Consider the following 18,057-nt stretch of genomic DNA (forward strand, 5'->3'; position numbering starts at 1 on the left):
CTCACACCCCCCGCGACCAGACACGCTCTGCCAAGTACTGTGGCATCGTGTCCAGGTGCTCAGCACGCAGCAGATTGACGAAATTTTCATCGCTCAGGATCTGGCGCAATGCACCCACAATGAAGAGCAAGTGGCGCTGGGCGGCTTCCGCCTTTCGAATGAGTTGCTTCTGACGCCCGACCTCTCGCTGGTAATTGCGCACCAAGCTCGTTGTAGTGACGCCCTCAGTGGCCTTGCGCGAGATCATGCTCCCGCCCATGGCTTTGCCCCGGACCCGACGGCGCTCGACCACCCGACGCGCCTGAATGAGTTGGGCACCCCGCAACTTGCCCGACTCATAGGCATCCTGCATCGCGGCCTGGACCGCCTTATTGTCTGGCCCTGCCGCCGAGATCGCCATCGCGGCATTCAACGGAATACGGCCACTACCTACCGCCATGAGCAGTCGCTCCTCGCCGTCGTTGAGCAAATGCAAGATCCCGTGGACGTATTCAGGGCTTAAGCCCGTTTTCCGAGCAATGACCTTCTTGTCATAGCCCTGGTCTTGCAACTGTCGGATGCCACCCATCAGCTCCAGCGGGCTGAACTTGCGCCGCGCAATATTTTCCGTGAGACTCATGATGAAGGCCGATTCGTCATCAACATCGACCACCATCGCAGGGATCTCACTGTGTCCCAGCGCCCTGAACGCTTTCAAGCGCCCCTCCCCGCAGATCAGCAAGTAACGCGTGCCCTCGTGGTTGCGGCGTGGCGTGACGACGACGGGCTTTTTTAGGCCAAGGCTCTGGATGTTGGAGACGATCTGCTCGAACACTCGGTTGTTGCGCTCACGCGGATTGAGCACCTCGATCAGATCCAAGGGGATCATCTGTAGTTGCGAAGAGGAATCCTGTTTTCCTTTCGTCATGCCGCCCTCCTAATCTTGAACTGCTGGGCCATACCGTAGAAATAATCCAGGCTATCAAACCGATAGCACTCGAACCCTGCAGGGTTGTGATCCGCCAAATGAATGCCCGCCAGATCAAAGTCCAGCCGTGGCAGCAGGTAATAGTCGAGTGCGGCCTGGTTGGGTTCATCGAGCCGCACCACGACCGTGATATCCGGCACGAGGCTGGTGTCAAACCGCACTTTCCAGCGCCGATGGCCAGTAGCCAGTACCTTGCAACGGGCGAGCACCAGTGAGGCCGTGAACTCGCCATTTACGGTAAGGAGATCGGTGGCAGGATCTCTTTCAACCAGCCCCCCGACCTGCGCAATCATCTGCTCTGTCTGGCCGACCACCTGGGGATGCAAGCGCCGCAGGAACTGATTGACCTCCAGGTACTGGTAGTCTCGATCCGGCGTAAAGCCAACTGTCTGATAGGCACGGATCAGGCCACCAAAGCGATGTGCGTACGCCGCTGCCGAGGGCATCCCTTCTGACTCGTCGATAATCAGGCCCGACAAATAGCCGTGGCGATGCAGCAGGCCACGCAGCTTTTCGATCAGATCCTCGTCGCTATAGCGCTGTGCCCGCGCACGCAGTATGCCCTGCGCGGTGTAGAACAGATCTGGCGAGACAATCCCCTCAAAGGCACCGTCCTTGCGGATCCACATCTCCGGGCTATTGACGACCCGGCGCTTTTTGAGCTTGAAAGACCGTCGGTTGTAGACGTTATTGCCGATGTATTTCTCGTTCGACAAGACCTGCCGAACCGTGCCTCGGGTCCATTCCCGCCCAAGATCTGTGAGCACCCCTTGGGCATTGAGCCTGCCCGCGATCTCCGATTCCAACAGGCTATCGTTGACGAACCACCGATAGATCTGGTTCACGACTGCCACCTCAGCATCGGGTCCAGGTTGCAGAATCACGCGGTCCGTCTGCAGGCTTTTATGCTCCCCGCGAGCGAGATCCGCCTTCACGGCCCCCGACTGATCAATCAATACGCGCCGCAGCCCGTATCCCGCTGGCCCACCCTGCCGGAATCCCTGCTCGATCAGGCGGCATTGTCCAGCGAACACCTTGACCGAAAGCTCCCGGCTGTATTCGCCCGCCATGGCCCGTTTAACGCCTTTGACGATGGTGGACACGGGCGAGCCGTCGTTTTCGAACTGCTCCGCGCAGTAGGCCACCTGGATCCCGGCACGGCGACAAATGTATTCGTAATATGCGCTCTCGTCGGCATCCTGGAACCGCCCCCAACGACTCACGTCATAAACCAGGATGATCTGAAAATCCGCAGCACCAGACTCGACATCGTCGATGAGCTGCTGCAGCGCCTGGCGACCGTCGATACGCAGGCCGCTTTTGCCTTCATCAGCATAGGTCCTGACGATCTTGATGTGACGATGCTCGGCGTACTCCCGGATTCTCTCGGCCTGGTTTTGAGTCGAGTACTGCTGGTGGTCGGTCGACATCCGAACGTACTGCGCAGCACGCAACGAGGCGCGAGGCTCATCATCAGCGGCTTCATTCCGATTGATCGACATAGATGCCAGCCATTACCAAATACCATACCGATGAAACAATACGCTTCTGATCAGTAACTTACGATCAAGTCCTCTCTTTGCAATCACGCTTTTTGCGTCGCTTGGCGTTACGCTCGGCCTGCTGTTCACGATTTTTCTGTGTGTACTCCGGATGGTCGGATCGGTAGGTTCGCCAGTAATCGGGATGGTTGGCGCACCACCTATCCTGCGCACGAGCCTGATTCTCCCGATAGTCAGGATCCTTGCGGGCAACCGCCTGCCACTGGTTCTTCCGCACCTGCTGGCACCGACGGGTCGAACAGTACAATTGATTCGGACGCTGGGGCAAAACGTAGAATGTCGCAGAGCAGACCACGCAGGAACGTTTTTCCATCTGTACACCTGACGCTCAAACAGTCAGGTTCGCAACAAGAAATCCGTCGCTTTCCGACGAGCATTTGCTTGGATTGAGTGGCGAGGAACTGCACGGGGCTGTCAACACTGCCAAGGGCAAGTACTTTGGGGTGCTCCTCCTTGAGGCGTAACCGGCCCTAGCGACCTTGATGTACTGGAGAACGAATGGCAACTGTCGAGATCGGTTCCCGGAGCTTCCGGGCTCAAAGTAGCGCCCTGGAGCACTACAAGGCAATGCTGCACCGGTATCAGGACGGGCAGCGCGTTTCCGACCAGGGCGACCACGCCGATCTGGTCGCGCTCATTGCGCGGTACGACCCGGTGCTCGACGCAGTCGGTGAACCAACCAAGGGGGATGGCCAGATCGCCCACTTCGAGCGACGCCTGAACACCGGGACCGGCTGGAGCAGTTCTGGCTTCTGGGTCGTCCGCCAGGACGGGACCGCTACGGACTTCTCGTACATCGACGCGGTCAAGGGCAAGCCCAAGGGCCGGTCGCAGGACTTTTATGGGGCCTGTCGGCAGGCTGTCGCGCTCGACCTCATCCAAGCCAAGAAGCAGGCATTCGCTCAATACGGAGACAACCAGGGCCGCGTCGAATGCGAGTTGACCGGCGTGATGGTCACCATCAACGACGCCCACCTTGACCACGCCTGGCCGAACTTTTCGCATCTGGTGAGTGGCTTCCGGGCAGCCAGAGGTTGGTCACGAGGCATCCCGGACGGCGTTGTATCCGCCCCGGCCGATAGTCAGACATCGGCCACCTTCATCGACAGCGCGGTGGCGGACGCTTTCCGAACCTACCACCACGATCAGGCAATATTGCGGATCCTCTCCAGGGCGGCCAATCTCCAGACCGCCAGCCAGGCGCGAAGGCCAAGGGTCGCACGTCCGGTATATGTGCCAGATCGATAGATCGACGGCGTCGGTGCGCATGGTGGCGCACAGTCCAGTTCGATCCCCTACTGCGGGATCGAACCGCACACTATCGTGTACGAACCAGAGAGGAGGTGCGCGGGGACGTTCGGTTTACCCTCGGATGCGCTCGTCAGCTGTAATCACGCCCACAGTGGCAATCGCCGCGTGGAAGGAAGGTTTCCTTTACTGGGGAACTGCACCACCAAAATTACCAGCAAAAACAAGGCACTACGTTTAGCGATGTAGTGCCTTGTTTTGCGTTTAATGCAGGTTTTGCCACAGCAGGTGTGGCAAAATTGATTTTTCAGGCGGGTTTTTCACCCCTCTTTTTATGCTTGCATGGATTGGCTGCATAACCATATGGTTGCTGCCATAGACAGCGGATTTCAGGGTTTGAATCATCGCAATCCTGGCTGTAAGGTATATGCCGAATGACGCGCATTGCGCTTGGCGCGTGCGGGCGGCGGCACACGGCTGCGGCTCGGAAGCCAGGGGGCGCGAAATGCCCGGGCCTCGGGTTCTTCAACCATATTCCAGGCGCCTTGCCTGCCGTTTTCGGAGGAATCCTCATGTCCGCAGACTATCGCGTGCGCAGCATGCGCCCGGATGAAATCGGGTTTGCCATCCAGCTGGCCGCGGCGCAGGGATGGAATCCCGGGCTGCACGATGCCGCTGCCTTCCAGGTGGCGGATCCAGGTGGCTTCTTTGTGGGAGAACTCGACGGCGCGCCCATCGGGTGTATTTCAGCGGTGCGCTACGGTGCCGATCATGGATTCATCGGGTTGTACATCATGCAGCCCGAACACCGCTCGAAAGGCTATGGCCGTGTGCTGTGGGACGCCGCGCTGTCGCACCTTGCGGCGCGTTCGATCGGCCTGGATGGGGTGCCCGAACAGCAGGACAATTACCGCAAGTCAGGCTTTGTACTGGCGCATCAGAACATCCGCTACGAATACAAGCCCGCGCCGGGACGTCCCGCGTCGGCCGACGATGGCGTGACCCCCCTGGAGCAGCTGCCCGCCGAAGCCGTCCAGGATTATGACGGCCGTTGTTTTGCCGCGCCGCGCGCCGGGTTCCTGGCAGCCTGGTGCGCGCAGCCGGGGACGGTGGCGCTGGCTTGGTGCAATCCGAATGGCGCGCTGGGCGGTTTTGGCGCCATCCGGCCATGCCGGATCGGCTGGAAGATCGGCCCCTTGTTTGCCGATGACCCGGCCGTGGCCCAGCGCTTGATGGATGCGCTGGCCAGCCAGCCGGGCGTGTCGGGGCCGGTCTATCTCGATGTGCCGGAAATCAACTTGCAGGCGGTGCGATTGGCCGCAGACCGGCGGATGCGATCCTGCTTCTCGACGGCGCGCATGTATCGCGGCACCGCCCCCGCCATTGACTTTGGCCGCGTCTATGGCGTGACGTCGTTCGAGCTGGGGTAGCCGACGGATCCATGCCGTCGAAATCCGGGCTGACCCGGGATAGAATACCCCGACAGGCGCAAGCCACCACGGGAGACCGCCATGACAGCAGGACTCGAACGCGGCAGTACACGGGTTGCCGGATTTCAAGACCCGGAAATGGATCATCAACTGATGCGGCAGCTGGGGGCCGTGCGTTATGGGGGGGCCGCCGTGGGGATGTGCCTTGCCGTGGCCAGGCAAATCCAGGATGCCGATGTGCAAGGCTGGGTCGACGCCTTTGCGGCCAGCGCGAAACGCCAGATGGCCGATGCCGACCGGCGCGAGCGCAAGGGGCATGGGATCAGCGCGCGCGACCAGTATCTGATGGCCAGCAACAGCTTCCGGGCCGCCGAATACTACCTGCCCATCGACACCCCGCTGCATCAGGAATACGGCTTGAACAGCCGCGCCGCTTTCCTGCATGCCATGCGCTGTGGCGGCTGGCATTGCCAGGAACTCTGGTTTTCCCAAGACGGCCTGCGTCTGCCGGCCTATTACATGCGCGCGCCGGGGTCGGCGGGCGACCGCGTGCTGATGATCGTCAGCGGCTACGACGGCACCCTGGAAGAAACCTGGCTGTCGCATGGCCGCGCCGCCCAGGAGCGCGGTTACGACCTGCTGCTGTTCACCGGGCCCGGGCAAATGGATGTCTGGCGTTTCAATCCGGTCAGCCATTTCCGGCCCGACTACGAAACCATCGGCCGTCAGGCCATGGACTACGTGCTGGCCTTGCCGGGCGTCGATCCACAGCGCGTGGCGCTGATGGGCATCAGCTTCGGCGGCTATTTCGCCCTGCGCATCGCGGCCTTCGAGCCCCGGCTGCAGGCTGTGATTCTGAATTCGCCGATTGTCGATCTGCATGCTTATATGACGGCGTTCATTGGCCTGGATCCCGCTGATTTGCCGCCGGAAGACGATTTCGGCGTGGCCGACCTGCCTCATATTCCCGACCATGTCATGACGGCCCAGCAGCGCCTGATGTCGCGCAACCTGATACTGCGTTTCGGGCAGCCCGGTTTTGCGCAAACCTACCGGCGGATTCGGGATTTTTCCCTGGCGGACGCCGATATCGCCCGCATCGCCTGCCCGACGCTGGCCCTGGTGGGCGAAGGCGAAGGGGCTGAACCCTTGCGCCAGTGGCAGGCGTTTCAAAAGGGGGTGGGGGGGCAGGGGGCCGCCTGGTGTTTCACGGCTGCCGAAGGCGCCGATGCCCATTGCCAGGTAGGCAATCTGGCGTATTCGGCGGCGGTGTCCCTGGATTGGCTGGATGAGACCCTGGAACAAAAGGCGGTAGATTAACGGCCTGCCGGTGTCCGCTCGGATGGCTGGGGCGCGGGGATGGTTGAAGTGAAAAATATTTGACGGATGCCGGCAATCTTGTAATATCTGGATTACATTATTCGAATTTGGTGCCAATCCGACATCGCCACGCGGCGTGCACAAGGAACCCACGTGACCACTCTCTCTCGTTTGACTCGCAGGCAAGTGTTGAAGGCGATTGGCTTGTCGGCGGGGGCCACCGCCATGTACCACGCCCTGACCACGCTGGGGCATGCGCAGCCGTCTTCGTTCAGCGGCCCGCCCGCGCTGGGCGGCGCAAAGCCCGGTACGCGGGTGTTGATTCTCGGGGCGGGGCTGGCGGGGTTGCTGGCCGCCCACGAGCTTTCTAGGGCCGGTTACAGCGTAGAGATACTCGAATACCAGAACCGGCCGGGCGGACGCAACTGGACGCTGCGCGGCGGCGACACCTACACCGAACTGGGCGGCGCGAAGCAAAAGGTGACCCTGGCCGAAGGCAATTACTTCAACCCCGGCCCTTGGCGCATTCCGTATCATCACGGCACCGTGCTGCACTACTGTCGGCAATTGGGCGTGCCGCTTGAACCCTTCATTCAATTCAATCACAACGCCTACCTGCACAGCACCGAGGCCTTCGGCGGAAAGCCACAGCGCCTGCGCGAGGTCTGGGCCGATCTTCAGGGCAGCGTTGCCGAGCTGCTGGCCAAGGCCGTGCACAGCGACAAGCTCGATTTGCCGATGGGCGCCGACGAGCGCGATCAATTGCTGCAGGCCTTGCAGGGCTGGGGGCTGCTGGATGCCGATTATGCGTATCGATCCAGCCACCAGACGGCTTTGCGCCGCGGCTTCAGCCACCCGCCCGGCGGCGGCCTGACGCCCCCGCCAAAACCCGGCCCCCTGTTGGATCTGCAAGACCTGCTGCACCCATCGGTCTGGCAAGGCCTGAATTCTTTGCTGGTCTATAACGCGCAGCCCACCATGTTTCAGCCGGTGGGCGGCATGGATCAGATCGGCAAGGGCTTCGTGCGCGCCCTGGATGGCAAGGTGCCCATCCGCTACAACGCCCAGGTCAAGCGGGTGGCGCAAAATGCTGAACAAGTCGTCGTCACCTACGAAGACCTGGCCGGCGGCGGCACGCACCAGGCCAGCGCCGATTGGTGTATTTGCACGTTGCCCCTGACCGTGCTGGGCCGGCTCGACGTGCAAGTGTCGAGCGCCATGCAGGCGGCCATCCGGGCTGTACCCTACGCGGGATACGTCAAGGTGGGGCTCGAATTCCGGCGCCGGTTCTGGGAAGAAGACGACGCCATCTTCGGCGGCACCTCGGTCACGGATCAGCAGATCGGGCTGGTTTCCTATCCAAACCATCAGTTTCTTTCCAAAGGCCCGGCCGTGATGCTGGGGGCCTATGCCTCCGCACCGGAAACCAGCATCGCCCTGACGGGCCTGACGCCCGAAGCGCGCATCGAAGCCGCCCTGAGCCAAGGCGAAAAAATCCACCCGCAATATCGCAAAGAGTTTCTAAGCGGTGTGGCGGTGGCCTGGTATCGTGTGCCTTGGATGCACGGCTGCCGCGCCCGCTGGAGCCAAACCGCGCGAGAACAGCACTACGACACTTTGGCGGGCATGGATGGCCGCATCGTGCTGGCCGGCGACCACTTGTCGTATATGCCGGGCTGGATGGAGGGCGCCCTGCAGTCGTCGCTCAACGCCATTGAACGACTGCATCACCGTGCCCAAGGGGGTTGACATGAAGCATCGCTTTGAACGACGCGCGGGCGTCTGGCTGGCATCTCTTGCTTGCAGTGCATTGATGGGCACGGCCTGGGCCGATGCCGACCCCGGCAGCGATCAGCGCACCGGCATGCACGACCGCGAGCCCCTTGCCGGCGATGTCGTGTATCAGCAATATTGCCAGGCCTGTCACATGGCCGACGCCAAAGGGGCCGCCGGCGCCGGCCTTTTCCCGGCGTTGGCGGGCAACCCCTTGCTGGCCGCCGCCGGTTACCCTGTTTACGTCATCCTGTATGGGCAGGGCGGCATGCCGTGGTTCAACGGGATGCTGAAAGACGAGGAAATCGCCGCCGTGGTCAATTACGTCCGCAGCCATTTCGGCAACCAGTTTCCCGATCCGGTCAGCGCCGCCGATGTCGCGCAGATGCGCGGGCCGGTGCCCGTCGAGCAATAAGCGCACCGAGGCCAGCCCCGCTTACCACGACGATATAATGAGCGATTGTCTTTCACTCTGGCCACATCGGAACCCCATGAGCACAACCATTCTAGAAAACCTGCCGGTCGGGCAGAAGGTCGGCATCGCCTTTTCGGGCGGCCTGGACACCAGCGCCGCTTTGCTGTGGATGAAGAACAAGGGGGCCTTGCCCTACGCCTACACGGCCGACCTGGGGCAGCCGGATGAATCCGATTACGATGAAATTCCCCGCAAAGCCCTGCGCTATGGGGCCCAGGGGGCCCGCCTGGTGGATTGCCGCGCCCAATTGGTCGCCGAAGGCATTGCCGCCTTGCAGTGCAATGCCTTTCATATTTCCACCGGCGGGGTCACGTATTTCAACACCACCCCCATCGGGCGGGCGGTCACCGGCACCATGCTGGTGTCGGCCATGCGCGAAGACGACGTCCACATCTGGGGCGATGGCAGCACGTTCAAGGGCAACGACATCGAACGCTTCTACCGCTATGGTCTGCTGACCAACCCGGAACTCAAGATCTACAAGCCCTGGCTGGATCAGCAGTTCATCGACGAACTGGGCGGGCGGGCCGAAATGTCCCAGTACCTGGTGGAAAACGGCTTCGACTATAAAATGTCGGCCGAAAAAGCCTATTCCACGGATTCCAACATGCTGGGCGCCACCCATGAGGCCAAGGATCTCGAACACCTGGATTCCGGCATCCGCATCGTGGATCCGATCATGGGGGTGGCGTTCTGGAAACCGGACGTCGCCGTCCCGGCCGAAGAAGTCACCGTGCGCTTTGAAGAAGGCCGGCCGGTGGCCCTGAATGGCGTGGAATACACCGATCCGGTGGCGTTGATGCTGGAGGCCAACCGTATCGGCGGCCGTCACGGCCTGGGAATGAGCGACCAGATCGAAAACCGCATCATCGAGGCCAAGAGCCGGGGCATCTACGAAGCCCCGGGCATGGCCCTGCTGCACATCGCCTACGAACGCCTGGTCACCGGCATCCACAACGAAGACACCATCGAGCAATACCGCATCAATGGCCTGCGCCTGGGCCGCTTGCTGTATCAGGGGCGCTGGTTCGATCCGCAGGCCATCATGCTGCGCGAAACCGCCCAGCGCTGGGTGGCGCGCGCCATCACGGGCGAAGTCGCCCTGGAACTGCGTCGGGGCAATGATTATTCCATCCTGAACACGCAATCGCCCAATCTGACCTATCACCCGGATCGCCTGACCATGGAAAAAGGCGAATCCATGTTCTCGCCCCTGGATCGCATCGGCCAGCTGACCATGCGCAATCTGGACATCGTCGATACCCGCGAAAAATTGTTCACCTATACCCAGGTGGGGCTGCTGGCCAAGACCGGCCAGTCGGACATTCCGCAAATCCGCCAGGACACGGGCGACCGCTAAGTCCGCAGGTGCGCGACGCTTGAGTGGCGCGGGGCCGGGCAGTCTTGAAACCCGGCCTTTCACCCGCATATATTCGGCATTGGGGCAGCACGCCCCCTCCCATCCCAGGGACGCATTGCCGCAGGCGCAAGACCGTTGGCTTGTGGGGCAATGCCCCTTTATTGCAGGGACACACTCATGCGATTCGACAAACTGACGACGAAGTTTCAACAGGCTATCGCCGATGCCCAAAGCCTCGCGGTGCGCCACGACCACCCTTATATCGAAAACACCCACCTGCTGCTGGCTTTGCTGGCCGACCCCGACAGCGGGGCGGGCAGCCTGCTGGCGCGGGCCGGGGTGGCGGTGCCCCGCTTGCAGACGGAGCTGGATCGCCAACTGAAAGCCCTGCCCACCGTGCAAGGCGCGGCGGGCAATGTGCAGGCCAGCCGCGATCTGCAGGCGGCGCTGGCGCGCACCGACAAAGAAGCCGGCCAGCGCGGCGACACCTATATCGCCAGCGAGCTCTATCTGCTGGCCCTGGCCGACGACAAGGGCGAGGCCGGCCGCGCGCTGCGCGAGGCCGGCTTGCAGCGCAAGGCGCTGGAAGCCGCCATCGACGCCGTGCGCGGCGGCGCCAATGTGTCCGGGGCCGATGACGAAGACAACCGCCAGGCCCTGAAAAAATACACGCTGGATCTGACCGCCCGCGCCCGCGAGGGCAAGCTGGATCCGGTCATCGGGCGGGACGACGAAATCCGCCGCACCATCCAGATTCTGCAGCGCCGCACCAAGAACAATCCCGTGCTGATCGGCGAACCCGGCGTGGGCAAGACCGCGATCGTCGAGGGCCTGGCGCAGCGCATCGTCAATGGCGAAGTCCCCGAAACCCTGAAGGGCAAGCGGGTGCTGTCGCTGGATCTGGCGGGCCTGCTGGCCGGGGCCAAGTATCGGGGCGAGTTCGAAGAACGCCTGAAGGCCGTGTTGAAAGAACTGTCCCAGGATTCGGGCCAGACCATCGTTTTCATCGACGAACTGCACACCATGGTGGGCGCGGGCAAGGCCGATGGTGCGATGGATGCCGGCAATATGCTCAAGCCCGCCCTGTCGCGCGGCGAACTGCACTGCGTGGGGGCCACGACGCTGGATGAATACCGCCAGTACATCGAAAAAGACGCCGCGCTGGAACGCCGCTTCCAGAAAGTGCTGGTGGACGAACCCGACGTCGAATCCACGATTGCCATTTTGCGCGGCCTGCAGGAACGCTATGAACTGCACCACGGGGTGCAGATCACAGACCCGGCCATCGTGGCGGCGGCGGAACTCTCCCACCGCTACATTACCGACCGTTTTCTGCCCGACAAGGCCATCGACCTGATCGACGAGGCCGCGGCGCGCATCCGCATGGAAATTGATTCCAAGCCCGAGGTCATGGACAAGCTGGATCGGCGCATCATCCAGCTGAAGATCGAGCGCGAGGCGGTCAAGAAAGATACCGACGAGGCGTCCGAACGCCGCCTGAAGGCCATCGAGGAAGAACTCGAAACCCTGCAGCGCGAATACAACGATTACGAGGAAATCTGGAAGGCGGAAAAGGCCGCCGTCCAGGGTTCGCAGGCGGTCAAGGAGGAAATCGACCACGTGCGCGCCGAGATGGCCGAGCTGCAGCGCAAGGGCCAGTTCGATAAATTGGCCGAACTGCAGTACGGCCGCCTGCCGGAGCTCGAAGCCCGCCTGAAGGCCGCCGAGGCCGCGCCCAGGGATGCCGAGGCCGATAAACCGCGCCTGCTGCGCACCCAGGTCGGGTCCGAGGAAATCGCCGAGGTCGTGTCCCGCGCCACAGGCATTCCCGTGTCGCGCATGATGCAGGGCGAACGCGCCAAGCTTTTGTCCATGGAGACCGTGCTGCACGAGCGCGTGGTGGGCCAGGACGAGGCCGTGCGTCTGGTGTCCGAGGCCATCCGCCGTTCGCGCGCCGGGCTGTCCGACCCCAACCGCCCCTATGGTTCGTTTCTGTTCCTGGGCCCCACGGGGGTGGGCAAGACCGAACTCACCAAGGCTCTGGCGCGGTTTTTGTTCGATTCGGACAATCACCTGGTGCGCATCGACATGAGCGAGTTCATGGAAAAGCATTCGGTGGCCCGCCTGATCGGCGCGCCGCCGGGCTACGTGGGCTACGAGGAAGGCGGCTACCTGACCGAAGCCGTGCGCCGCAAACCCTACAGCGTGATTCTGCTGGACGAGGTCGAAAAGGCGCACCCGGATGTCTTCAACGTGCTGCTGCAGGTGCTGGACGACGGCCGCCTGACCGATGGCCAGGGACGCACGGTGGATTTTCGCAACACCGTCATCATCATGACCTCCAACATCGGTTCGCAGCATATCCAGAACTTGGCGGATCAGCCCTACGACGTGGTCAAGGAAGTCATCCGGGACGAGCTGAAAACCGCGTTCCGGCCCGAGTTCCTGAATCGGATCGACGAGATCGTGGTCTTCCATGGCTTGGATGCCGGCCACATCGAACCCATTGCCCGCATCCAGTTGAAGCGCCTGGCCGAGCGCCTGGCGCAGCACGAGATGCGCCTGGACGTGTCCGAAGCGGCGGTCAAGGAACTGGCCCGCGTGGGCTACGACCCGGTGTTCGGCGCCCGGCCCCTGAAGCGCGCCATCCAGCAGTACGTGGAAAACCCGGTGGCCCGCCTGATCCTGGAAGGCAAGTTCGGCCCGCGCGACGTGGTGCCTGTCGGCTGGGATGGCGAACGCTTTGTGTTCGAGCGCACCTTGCAGTAAGGCGCAGAGCGGCACAGGCCCCGGCAGCCGCGCGCGTTGCCGGGGCTTTGGCCCGGCCCGTTCAGCCCAGCACCGTTTGCCACAAGGTTTGCACGGCGGCCCTTTCCTGCTTGCATTCTGTCGCGGGCACGCGGGCGCGTTCGGCGCCCTGCAGCCGCAGGGCATGTTGCCGGCGGCGAAACACCCGGTAGGCGTCGGCGACCTCGGCGGCCAGCAGGCCGGGGATCAACCCCGCCTGGGCGGCCAGCCCCAGCAGGGCGATGTTGCCCAGGTTGCCCAGCAGCTGGGGGTGGTTGCCCGCCTGACTGAGCACCAGAAACTGGGTGATGAACTCGATGTCCACCATGCCGCCGCGGTCGTGTTTCAGGTCGAAATCGTCGCTGCGGTTGGGGTGGCCCTGGGAAATCCGGTCGCGCATGGCGCAGACCTGTTCGCGCAGGGCGCCCGGGTCGCGCGGCAGCAGCAGAATCCGTTGGCGGATGTCTTCGAAGCGGGCGCCGATGGCGGCGTCCCCCGCGACGAAGCGGGCACGGGTCAGGGCCTGATGTTCCCAGGGCCAGGCCTGGCTTAATTGATAGTGCTCGAAGGCGTCGATGGGCAGGGCCAGCAGGCCGGCGTCGCCGTCCGGGCGCAGGCGCAGGTCGATGTCGTACAGCCGTCCCGATGACGTCAGGGTGGACAGCCAGGAGGCCACTCGCCGGCCCAGCTTGGCGTAGCGTTCGCCCGCTTCCTGATCCGGGTCGTCGTACAGGAACACCAGATCCAGGTCGGAGGCGTAGCCGATTTCCTTGCCGCCCAGCTTGCCGTAGGCGATGATGGCGAAGCGCGGCTGCCCGGGGGCGGCCCGCTGGCTGCGCGGCAGCACTTGCGGCCACACCCGGTGGATGGCTTCCGCCAGCATCAGGTCGGCCAGGGCCGACAGGCAGTCCGCCAGGCTTTCCACGCTGATGACGTTTTCCAGATCCTGGGCCAGCAGCTGGAAAGTCACCTGGTGCTGCACGTCGCGCATCAGGTTCATCTGCTGCTCGATGTCCGCCTGGCCGTCGGGCAGCACGCAGGCGTCCAGGTCGCTGCGCAGCTGTTCGGCCAGGCCGGGAAAATCCGGCGGCTGCATCAGGCTGTGCCATTCGATCAGGCTGTCCAGCAGCAGGGGATAGCGGGTCAGGTACTGCGAGGCCCAGGGGCTGGCGCTGACGATGCGGGCCACCCGGGCCAAGGTTTCCGGGTATTCGGCCAGCAGGGCCAGGTAGGCGCTGCGCTGGGCGATGTGTTCCATCAGCGTCAGCAGACGCAGCAGCGTGGCGTTGGGGTCTTTGGTTTGCGCGGCCGTTCTGACCAGGCCCGGCATCAGGGCTTCCAGCCGGTGGCGGCTGGTGCGCGGCAGGCTTTGCACCCGATGGCTGTCCAGCAGGCGTTCGACCTGGTTCTGCATCGCCTGGGCCAGGGCTTCGGGCACCGCCGGGCCGGGGTCGGGCGCCGGGGCCGGGGTGCTGGCCGGGCCGGGGTCGCCCCCCAGGCCGGCGATGCGGAAGGCGTCCTGGAAACAGTGCGAGACATAGGCCCGGTGCTGTTCCAGCGCGGCCCGGAAACTGTCGGGGCTGGCGTGCCCCATGACCTCGGCCAACACGGCCAGCTGGCCGGGATCGCTGGGCAGCAGATGGGTTTGCTCGTCTTCGCGGTACTGCAGCCGGTGTTCCAGGCGGCGCAGGTAGATGTATGCGGCTTCCAGCCCCTGGGCCTGGGTCTCGTCCAGTATCCCGGCGCGACGCTGCTTGTGCAGCGCCGCCAGCAGGTTGCGCTGCTGCAGCGACGGCTGGCGGCCCCCGCGGATCAGCTGGTTCAGCTGCGCCACGAATTCGATTTCGCGGATGCCGCCTTCGCCCAGCTTGATGTTGCGCTGGGTGTCGATGCCGTGGCGGGCATGGGCCCGGCGCTGCCAGTCGGTGCGGATGCGTTCGCGCAGGCTGCGCAGAGAGGCCAGGGCGTCGAAATCGAAATACTTGCGATACACGAAAGGCTTGCGCAGGGATTCCAGGGCTTGCGCCTGCAGGGTGAAACGGGCGTCGTCGAACAGGGCGCAAGGGATCAGGCGGGCCTTCAGCCAGGCGTAGCGCTCCCATTCCCGGCCCTGGGTGATCAGGTAGTTTTCCAGCGCGGCCAGGCTCCAGGCCAGCGGGCCGCAGTCGCCGTCGGGCCGCAGTCGCAGGTCGGTGCGAAACACATAGCCGTCGGCGTCCACCTCGGACAGGATCGGCATCATCAGGCGGCTGACCTTGCCGTAGAACTCGTGGTGGCTGATGGGCCGCCGCCCGTCGGTTTCGCCGTCTTCGTCGTACAGCATGATCAGGTCGATGTCCGACGACACGTTCAGTTCCTTGCCCCCCAGCTTGCCCATGCCCAGGATCAGCATGTCCTGGGGCTGGCCGGTGGCCCGCAGCCGGGGCGCGCCGTGGGTGGCCATCAGGGTGTGCATGGCGCAGGCGTAGGCCTGGCCGATGGCCAGATCGGCCAGCATGGACATGGCCGCCACCACTTCGTGCAAAGGGGCCAGCCCGGCCAGGTCGCGCGCCATCAGCGTATGGAAAACGCGTTTGCGCAGGCGCCGCAGGGCGGCCTGCAGGACGGCGCGGTCGCGGCCCGCCGCGCCGTCCTGGGTTTCATCCAGAAACCAGGCCTGCAGCGTCTTGCGGCTCAGGGGCTCGGCGCAGTCGGCCAGCAGGCGCGGCTGCCGGTCCGGGTCGGCCATCAGGGCGCGGCGCAAGGCGCCGGACCACTGCAGGGCGGGCTTTAATATAATGGGGTCGGGCATGGGGTCTGATGGCAGGTCCGTGGCTTGGGCTCGATTCACCCAAGAATCATGAAGCTCCCTAACATACTGCAAAATCCGGCATGCGCCAATTCCTTCACAAGCTTTCTGGTCTCGGGTGGCGTCATGCGCTGGTTTTACCGCTGATCCTGTATTTTTCCCTGGGGCTGGCGCTGCTGGGGGTGCGGTTTGGCCTGGCCCCTTACCTGGATGTCCTGCGGCCCTGGGTGGCGGCGCGGATTTCACAGGCCTCGGGCGCGCAGGCCGATTTGTCGAAAATACAGTTATCCTGGCGCGGCTGGGCGCCCCGGCTGGAAATCCAGGGCCTGCGCCTGGTCGATCCCGGCGGCCGGGTGGTGCTGCAAGTGCCCATGGTGCGCGCCGATTGGGCCTGGTCGGGCCCGCAACGCGGTCTGCGGTTGCAGGCGCGGGGTCTGGATCTCAGCCTGGGCCGCTTGCCGGATGGCCGCCTGCAAGTCATGGGCCATGCGCTGGATGCCCAGCCCGATCCGGCCGGCCTCGCAGCGTCGGATGCGCCGCCGGCCTGGCTGCAGTGGGTGCTGGCCCAGCCACGGATCGCGTTTCAGGACACCACTTTGCGCTGGCATGACCAATCCGTGGGCGCGCCGGCGCTGGTGCTGAAAGAGGTGCAGGCAGTGCTGCAGCGCCAGGCCGGCCAGACGGTGGGTCTGTCCCTGACCGCCCGGGCTCCGGCCATCGACGATGCCGCGCTGGATATCCGCGTGCTGGCGGCCGATGGCGCGTCCCTGGCGCAGGGGCGCCTGCCCGATGCCTGGCAGGCTTGGCTGCGGCTGTCGCCCACGCGGCTGCCGGCCTGGCGCGCCTGGCTCGACCTGCCCGATGCCTTGCGGCAGGGGCGGGTGGGGGCCCAGTTCTGGCTGCGGTCGTCGGCGGCCGCGCCGCGCATGACCGCCTTGCTGGACGTCGCCGATCTGGACTGGGCATTCGGCGGCCCGGATGAAGGTCTGCGGGTGCCCCACGCGGCCGTGTGGGCCCAGGGGGGATTGGATGAGTGGCGGGGTTTGATGCAGGATGCCCGTTTGCCGCAGGGGCTGGCTTTCGACTTGGCCACCCGGGACATTCGCCTGCGGCAGGCGGCGTGGTTCGATCATCCGCTGGACACCGGCCGGGTGGCCCTGCGCGGCCAGCTGCGGCGGGATGCACACTGGACTGTGCAATTGCAGGCGTTCAGCGTGCGCAATGCCGATATCCAACTGCGGGGCCAGGGGGGCTGGGACAGCCGCGGCGCGCTGGGCCGGATCGACGTCCAGGGCACAATTGCGCGGGCCAGGCTGGACGCCATCCACCGCTACCTGCCGTGGGACGTCGATGCGGACGCCCGCGCATGGCTGGCCAAGGGCTTGCAGGCCGGCAGCCTGCGCCGGGCGCAATGGCTATTGAAAGGCGATCTGGCCGAATTTCCCTTCGGGGATCGGCCCCAGGCCGGGGATTTCCGCGTGGCGGGCGATTTCGATGGCGCCCGCATCGACTTCGTCCCGGACGCGCCCGCCGCGCAGGCCTGGCCGGTGCTGCAGGATATGCGCGGCACGGCGGACTTGCACCGGATGGATTTGCAGCTGACCGCCGAAACAGCCCGGATGCTGCCCCAGCCGGGCCAGGTCATCCGTTTGTGGGGCTTGCGCGCCCGCATCCCGGACATGGAAAACAAGGCGATCCTGCAGGTATCCGGCCAGACGGCGGCCGACGGGGCCGTGTATATGGGGCTGATGCGGCACTCGCCCGTCGGGGCGCTGCTGGACGGTTTTTTCGACGAAGCCGTGGCGGCGGGCGACTGGCGGGTGCCCTTGTCGCTGACGATCCCCCTGGACGATGCGCAAGCCAGCCAGGTGCGGGGACGCGTGGACATCCAGCAGGGCCGGCTGCAACTGACGCCCCAGGCCCCCGCCTTGCAGGCGGTGTCGGGCAGCGTGCACTTTACCGAGGCCCAGGTGCAGGTGGTTCAGCCCCTGAGCGCCCGGCTGCTGGGCGGCGCCGTCCGGCTGGGCGGGGCGCTGGGCGACGGCGCCGGCGGCCTGGTGTTGCAGGGGCGTTTGGACGCCAAGGCCCTGGGCGCTTTCGTCGGGGTGCCCGGCATGCAGCGCATCACCGGCCAGGCGGATTACCGGCTGGCGGTGCGGCAGCAGGGGCGCGCCTACACGGCGACGCTGGAATCCGACACCCAGGGCCTGGCGCTGGACTTCCCGGCCCCCCTGGCCAAGGCGGCCGAACAGGCCCGCGCCCTGCAATTGAACTGGACCAACGCGGACGCCGAAGCCGACCAACTGGACATCCGCTGGGGCGATGAAATCCGGCTGGGCCTGCGGCA

12 protein-coding genes are annotated in these 18,057 nt (G+C 64.4%); 8 read left to right on the forward strand and 4 right to left on the reverse strand.

Annotated features, from left to right (window positions below):
* Position 1 precedes the first annotated feature (1 nt).
* Together ACMHYJ_RS06365 and ACMHYJ_RS06370 are read right to left on the reverse strand one after the other, a co-directional pair.
* Positions 2 to 907, reverse strand: a complete 906-nt coding sequence (locus tag ACMHYJ_RS06365) for a ParB/RepB/Spo0J family partition protein (protein ID WP_414245363.1) — start codon at positions 905 to 907, stop codon at positions 2 to 4.
* Positions 904 to 2,469, reverse strand: coding sequence for a recombinase family protein (locus ACMHYJ_RS06370; RefSeq protein WP_414245364.1), 1,566 nt, complete (start codon positions 2,467 to 2,469; stop codon positions 904 to 906). Before ACMHYJ_RS06370 ends, ACMHYJ_RS06365 begins: the two co-directional genes overlap by 4 nt.
* A 558-nt stretch (positions 2,470 to 3,027) precedes the next feature.
* Here ACMHYJ_RS06370 and ACMHYJ_RS06375 point away from each other — a divergent pair.
* Entirely contained in the window at positions 3,028 to 3,777 is a 750-nt protein-coding gene (locus tag ACMHYJ_RS06375; protein WP_414245365.1) for a DCL family protein, read from the forward strand.
* Positions 3,778 to 4,041: 264 nt separating this feature from the next.
* Here ACMHYJ_RS06375 and ACMHYJ_RS06380 read toward each other — a convergent pair whose 3' ends face one another.
* Entirely contained in the window at positions 4,042 to 4,182 is a 141-nt protein-coding gene (locus ACMHYJ_RS06380; protein ID WP_414245366.1) for a hypothetical protein, read from the reverse strand.
* A gap of 167 nt (positions 4,183 to 4,349) precedes the next feature.
* Here ACMHYJ_RS06380 and ACMHYJ_RS06385 point away from each other — a divergent pair, with 167 nt between their 5' ends.
* The 6 genes from ACMHYJ_RS06385 to clpB all read left to right on the forward strand — a co-directional run bounded on the left by ACMHYJ_RS06385 (position 4,350) and on the right by clpB (position 12,904).
* Positions 4,350 to 5,207 (forward strand): GNAT family N-acetyltransferase, encoded by an 858-nt coding sequence (locus ACMHYJ_RS06385; RefSeq protein ID WP_414245367.1) that lies wholly within the window; start codon positions 4,350 to 4,352, stop codon positions 5,205 to 5,207.
* An 81-nt stretch (positions 5,208 to 5,288) separates the two neighbouring features.
* Positions 5,289 to 6,527, forward strand: coding sequence for an alpha/beta hydrolase family protein (locus ACMHYJ_RS06390; RefSeq protein WP_414245368.1), 1,239 nt, complete (start codon positions 5,289 to 5,291; stop codon positions 6,525 to 6,527).
* Between the two features lie 153 nt (positions 6,528 to 6,680).
* Entirely contained in the window at positions 6,681 to 8,276 is a 1,596-nt protein-coding gene (locus ACMHYJ_RS06395; protein WP_414245369.1) for a flavin monoamine oxidase family protein, read from the forward strand.
* Position 8,277: 1 nt separating this feature from the next.
* Positions 8,278 to 8,715 (forward strand): c-type cytochrome, encoded by a 438-nt coding sequence (locus tag ACMHYJ_RS06400; protein WP_414245370.1) that lies wholly within the window; start codon positions 8,278 to 8,280, stop codon positions 8,713 to 8,715.
* 76 nt (positions 8,716 to 8,791) lie between these two features.
* A complete protein-coding gene (gene argG / locus ACMHYJ_RS06405) occupies positions 8,792 to 10,135 on the forward strand; it encodes an argininosuccinate synthase (protein ID WP_414245371.1) in 1,344 nt (447 codons plus the stop codon).
* A 177-nt stretch (positions 10,136 to 10,312) separates the two neighbouring features.
* Positions 10,313 to 12,904 carry an ATP-dependent chaperone ClpB gene (gene clpB / locus ACMHYJ_RS06410; protein ID WP_414245372.1) on the forward strand — a complete coding sequence of 864 codons (2,592 nt, stop codon included), beginning with the start codon at positions 10,313 to 10,315 and terminating at the stop codon, positions 12,902 to 12,904.
* A gap of 61 nt (positions 12,905 to 12,965) precedes the next feature.
* Here clpB and glnE read toward each other — a convergent pair whose 3' ends face one another.
* On the reverse strand, positions 12,966 to 15,713 hold the full coding sequence (glnE, locus tag ACMHYJ_RS06415; protein WP_414245373.1) for a bifunctional [glutamate--ammonia ligase]-adenylyl-L-tyrosine phosphorylase/[glutamate--ammonia-ligase] adenylyltransferase: 2,748 nt from the start codon (positions 15,711 to 15,713) through the stop codon (positions 12,966 to 12,968).
* Positions 15,714 to 15,793: 80 nt separating this feature from the next.
* On the opposite strand from glnE, the gene ACMHYJ_RS06420 reads away from it, so the two are divergent.
* Positions 15,794 to 18,057 (forward strand): YhdP family protein (locus ACMHYJ_RS06420; RefSeq protein ID WP_414245374.1); only part of this gene is annotated, 2,264 nt, incomplete at its 3' end.

Source organism: Castellaniella hirudinis (assembly GCF_047468865.1).
GTDB lineage: Bacteria > Pseudomonadota > Gammaproteobacteria > Burkholderiales > Burkholderiaceae_B > Castellaniella > Castellaniella hirudinis_A.

Coding starts and splice junctions, on each gene's coding strand:
- ACMHYJ_RS06365 (WP_414245363.1), bottom strand. CDS start 907: ATGACGAAAGGAAAACAGGATTCCTCTTCGCAACTACAGATGATCCCC.
- ACMHYJ_RS06370 (WP_414245364.1), bottom strand. CDS start 2,469: ATGTCGATCAATCGGAATGAAGCCGCTGATGATGAGCCTCGCGCCTCG.
- ACMHYJ_RS06375 (WP_414245365.1), top strand. CDS start 3,028: ATGGCAACTGTCGAGATCGGTTCCCGGAGCTTCCGGGCTCAAAGTAGC.
- ACMHYJ_RS06380 (WP_414245366.1), bottom strand. CDS start 4,182: ATGATTCAAACCCTGAAATCCGCTGTCTATGGCAGCAACCATATGGTT.
- ACMHYJ_RS06385 (WP_414245367.1), top strand. CDS start 4,350: ATGTCCGCAGACTATCGCGTGCGCAGCATGCGCCCGGATGAAATCGGG.
- ACMHYJ_RS06390 (WP_414245368.1), top strand. CDS start 5,289: ATGACAGCAGGACTCGAACGCGGCAGTACACGGGTTGCCGGATTTCAA.
- ACMHYJ_RS06400 (WP_414245370.1), top strand. CDS start 8,278: ATGAAGCATCGCTTTGAACGACGCGCGGGCGTCTGGCTGGCATCTCTT.
- argG (WP_414245371.1), top strand. CDS start 8,792: ATGAGCACAACCATTCTAGAAAACCTGCCGGTCGGGCAGAAGGTCGGC.
- clpB (WP_414245372.1), top strand. CDS start 10,313: ATGCGATTCGACAAACTGACGACGAAGTTTCAACAGGCTATCGCCGAT.
- glnE (WP_414245373.1), bottom strand. CDS start 15,713: ATGCCCGACCCCATTATATTAAAGCCCGCCCTGCAGTGGTCCGGCGCC.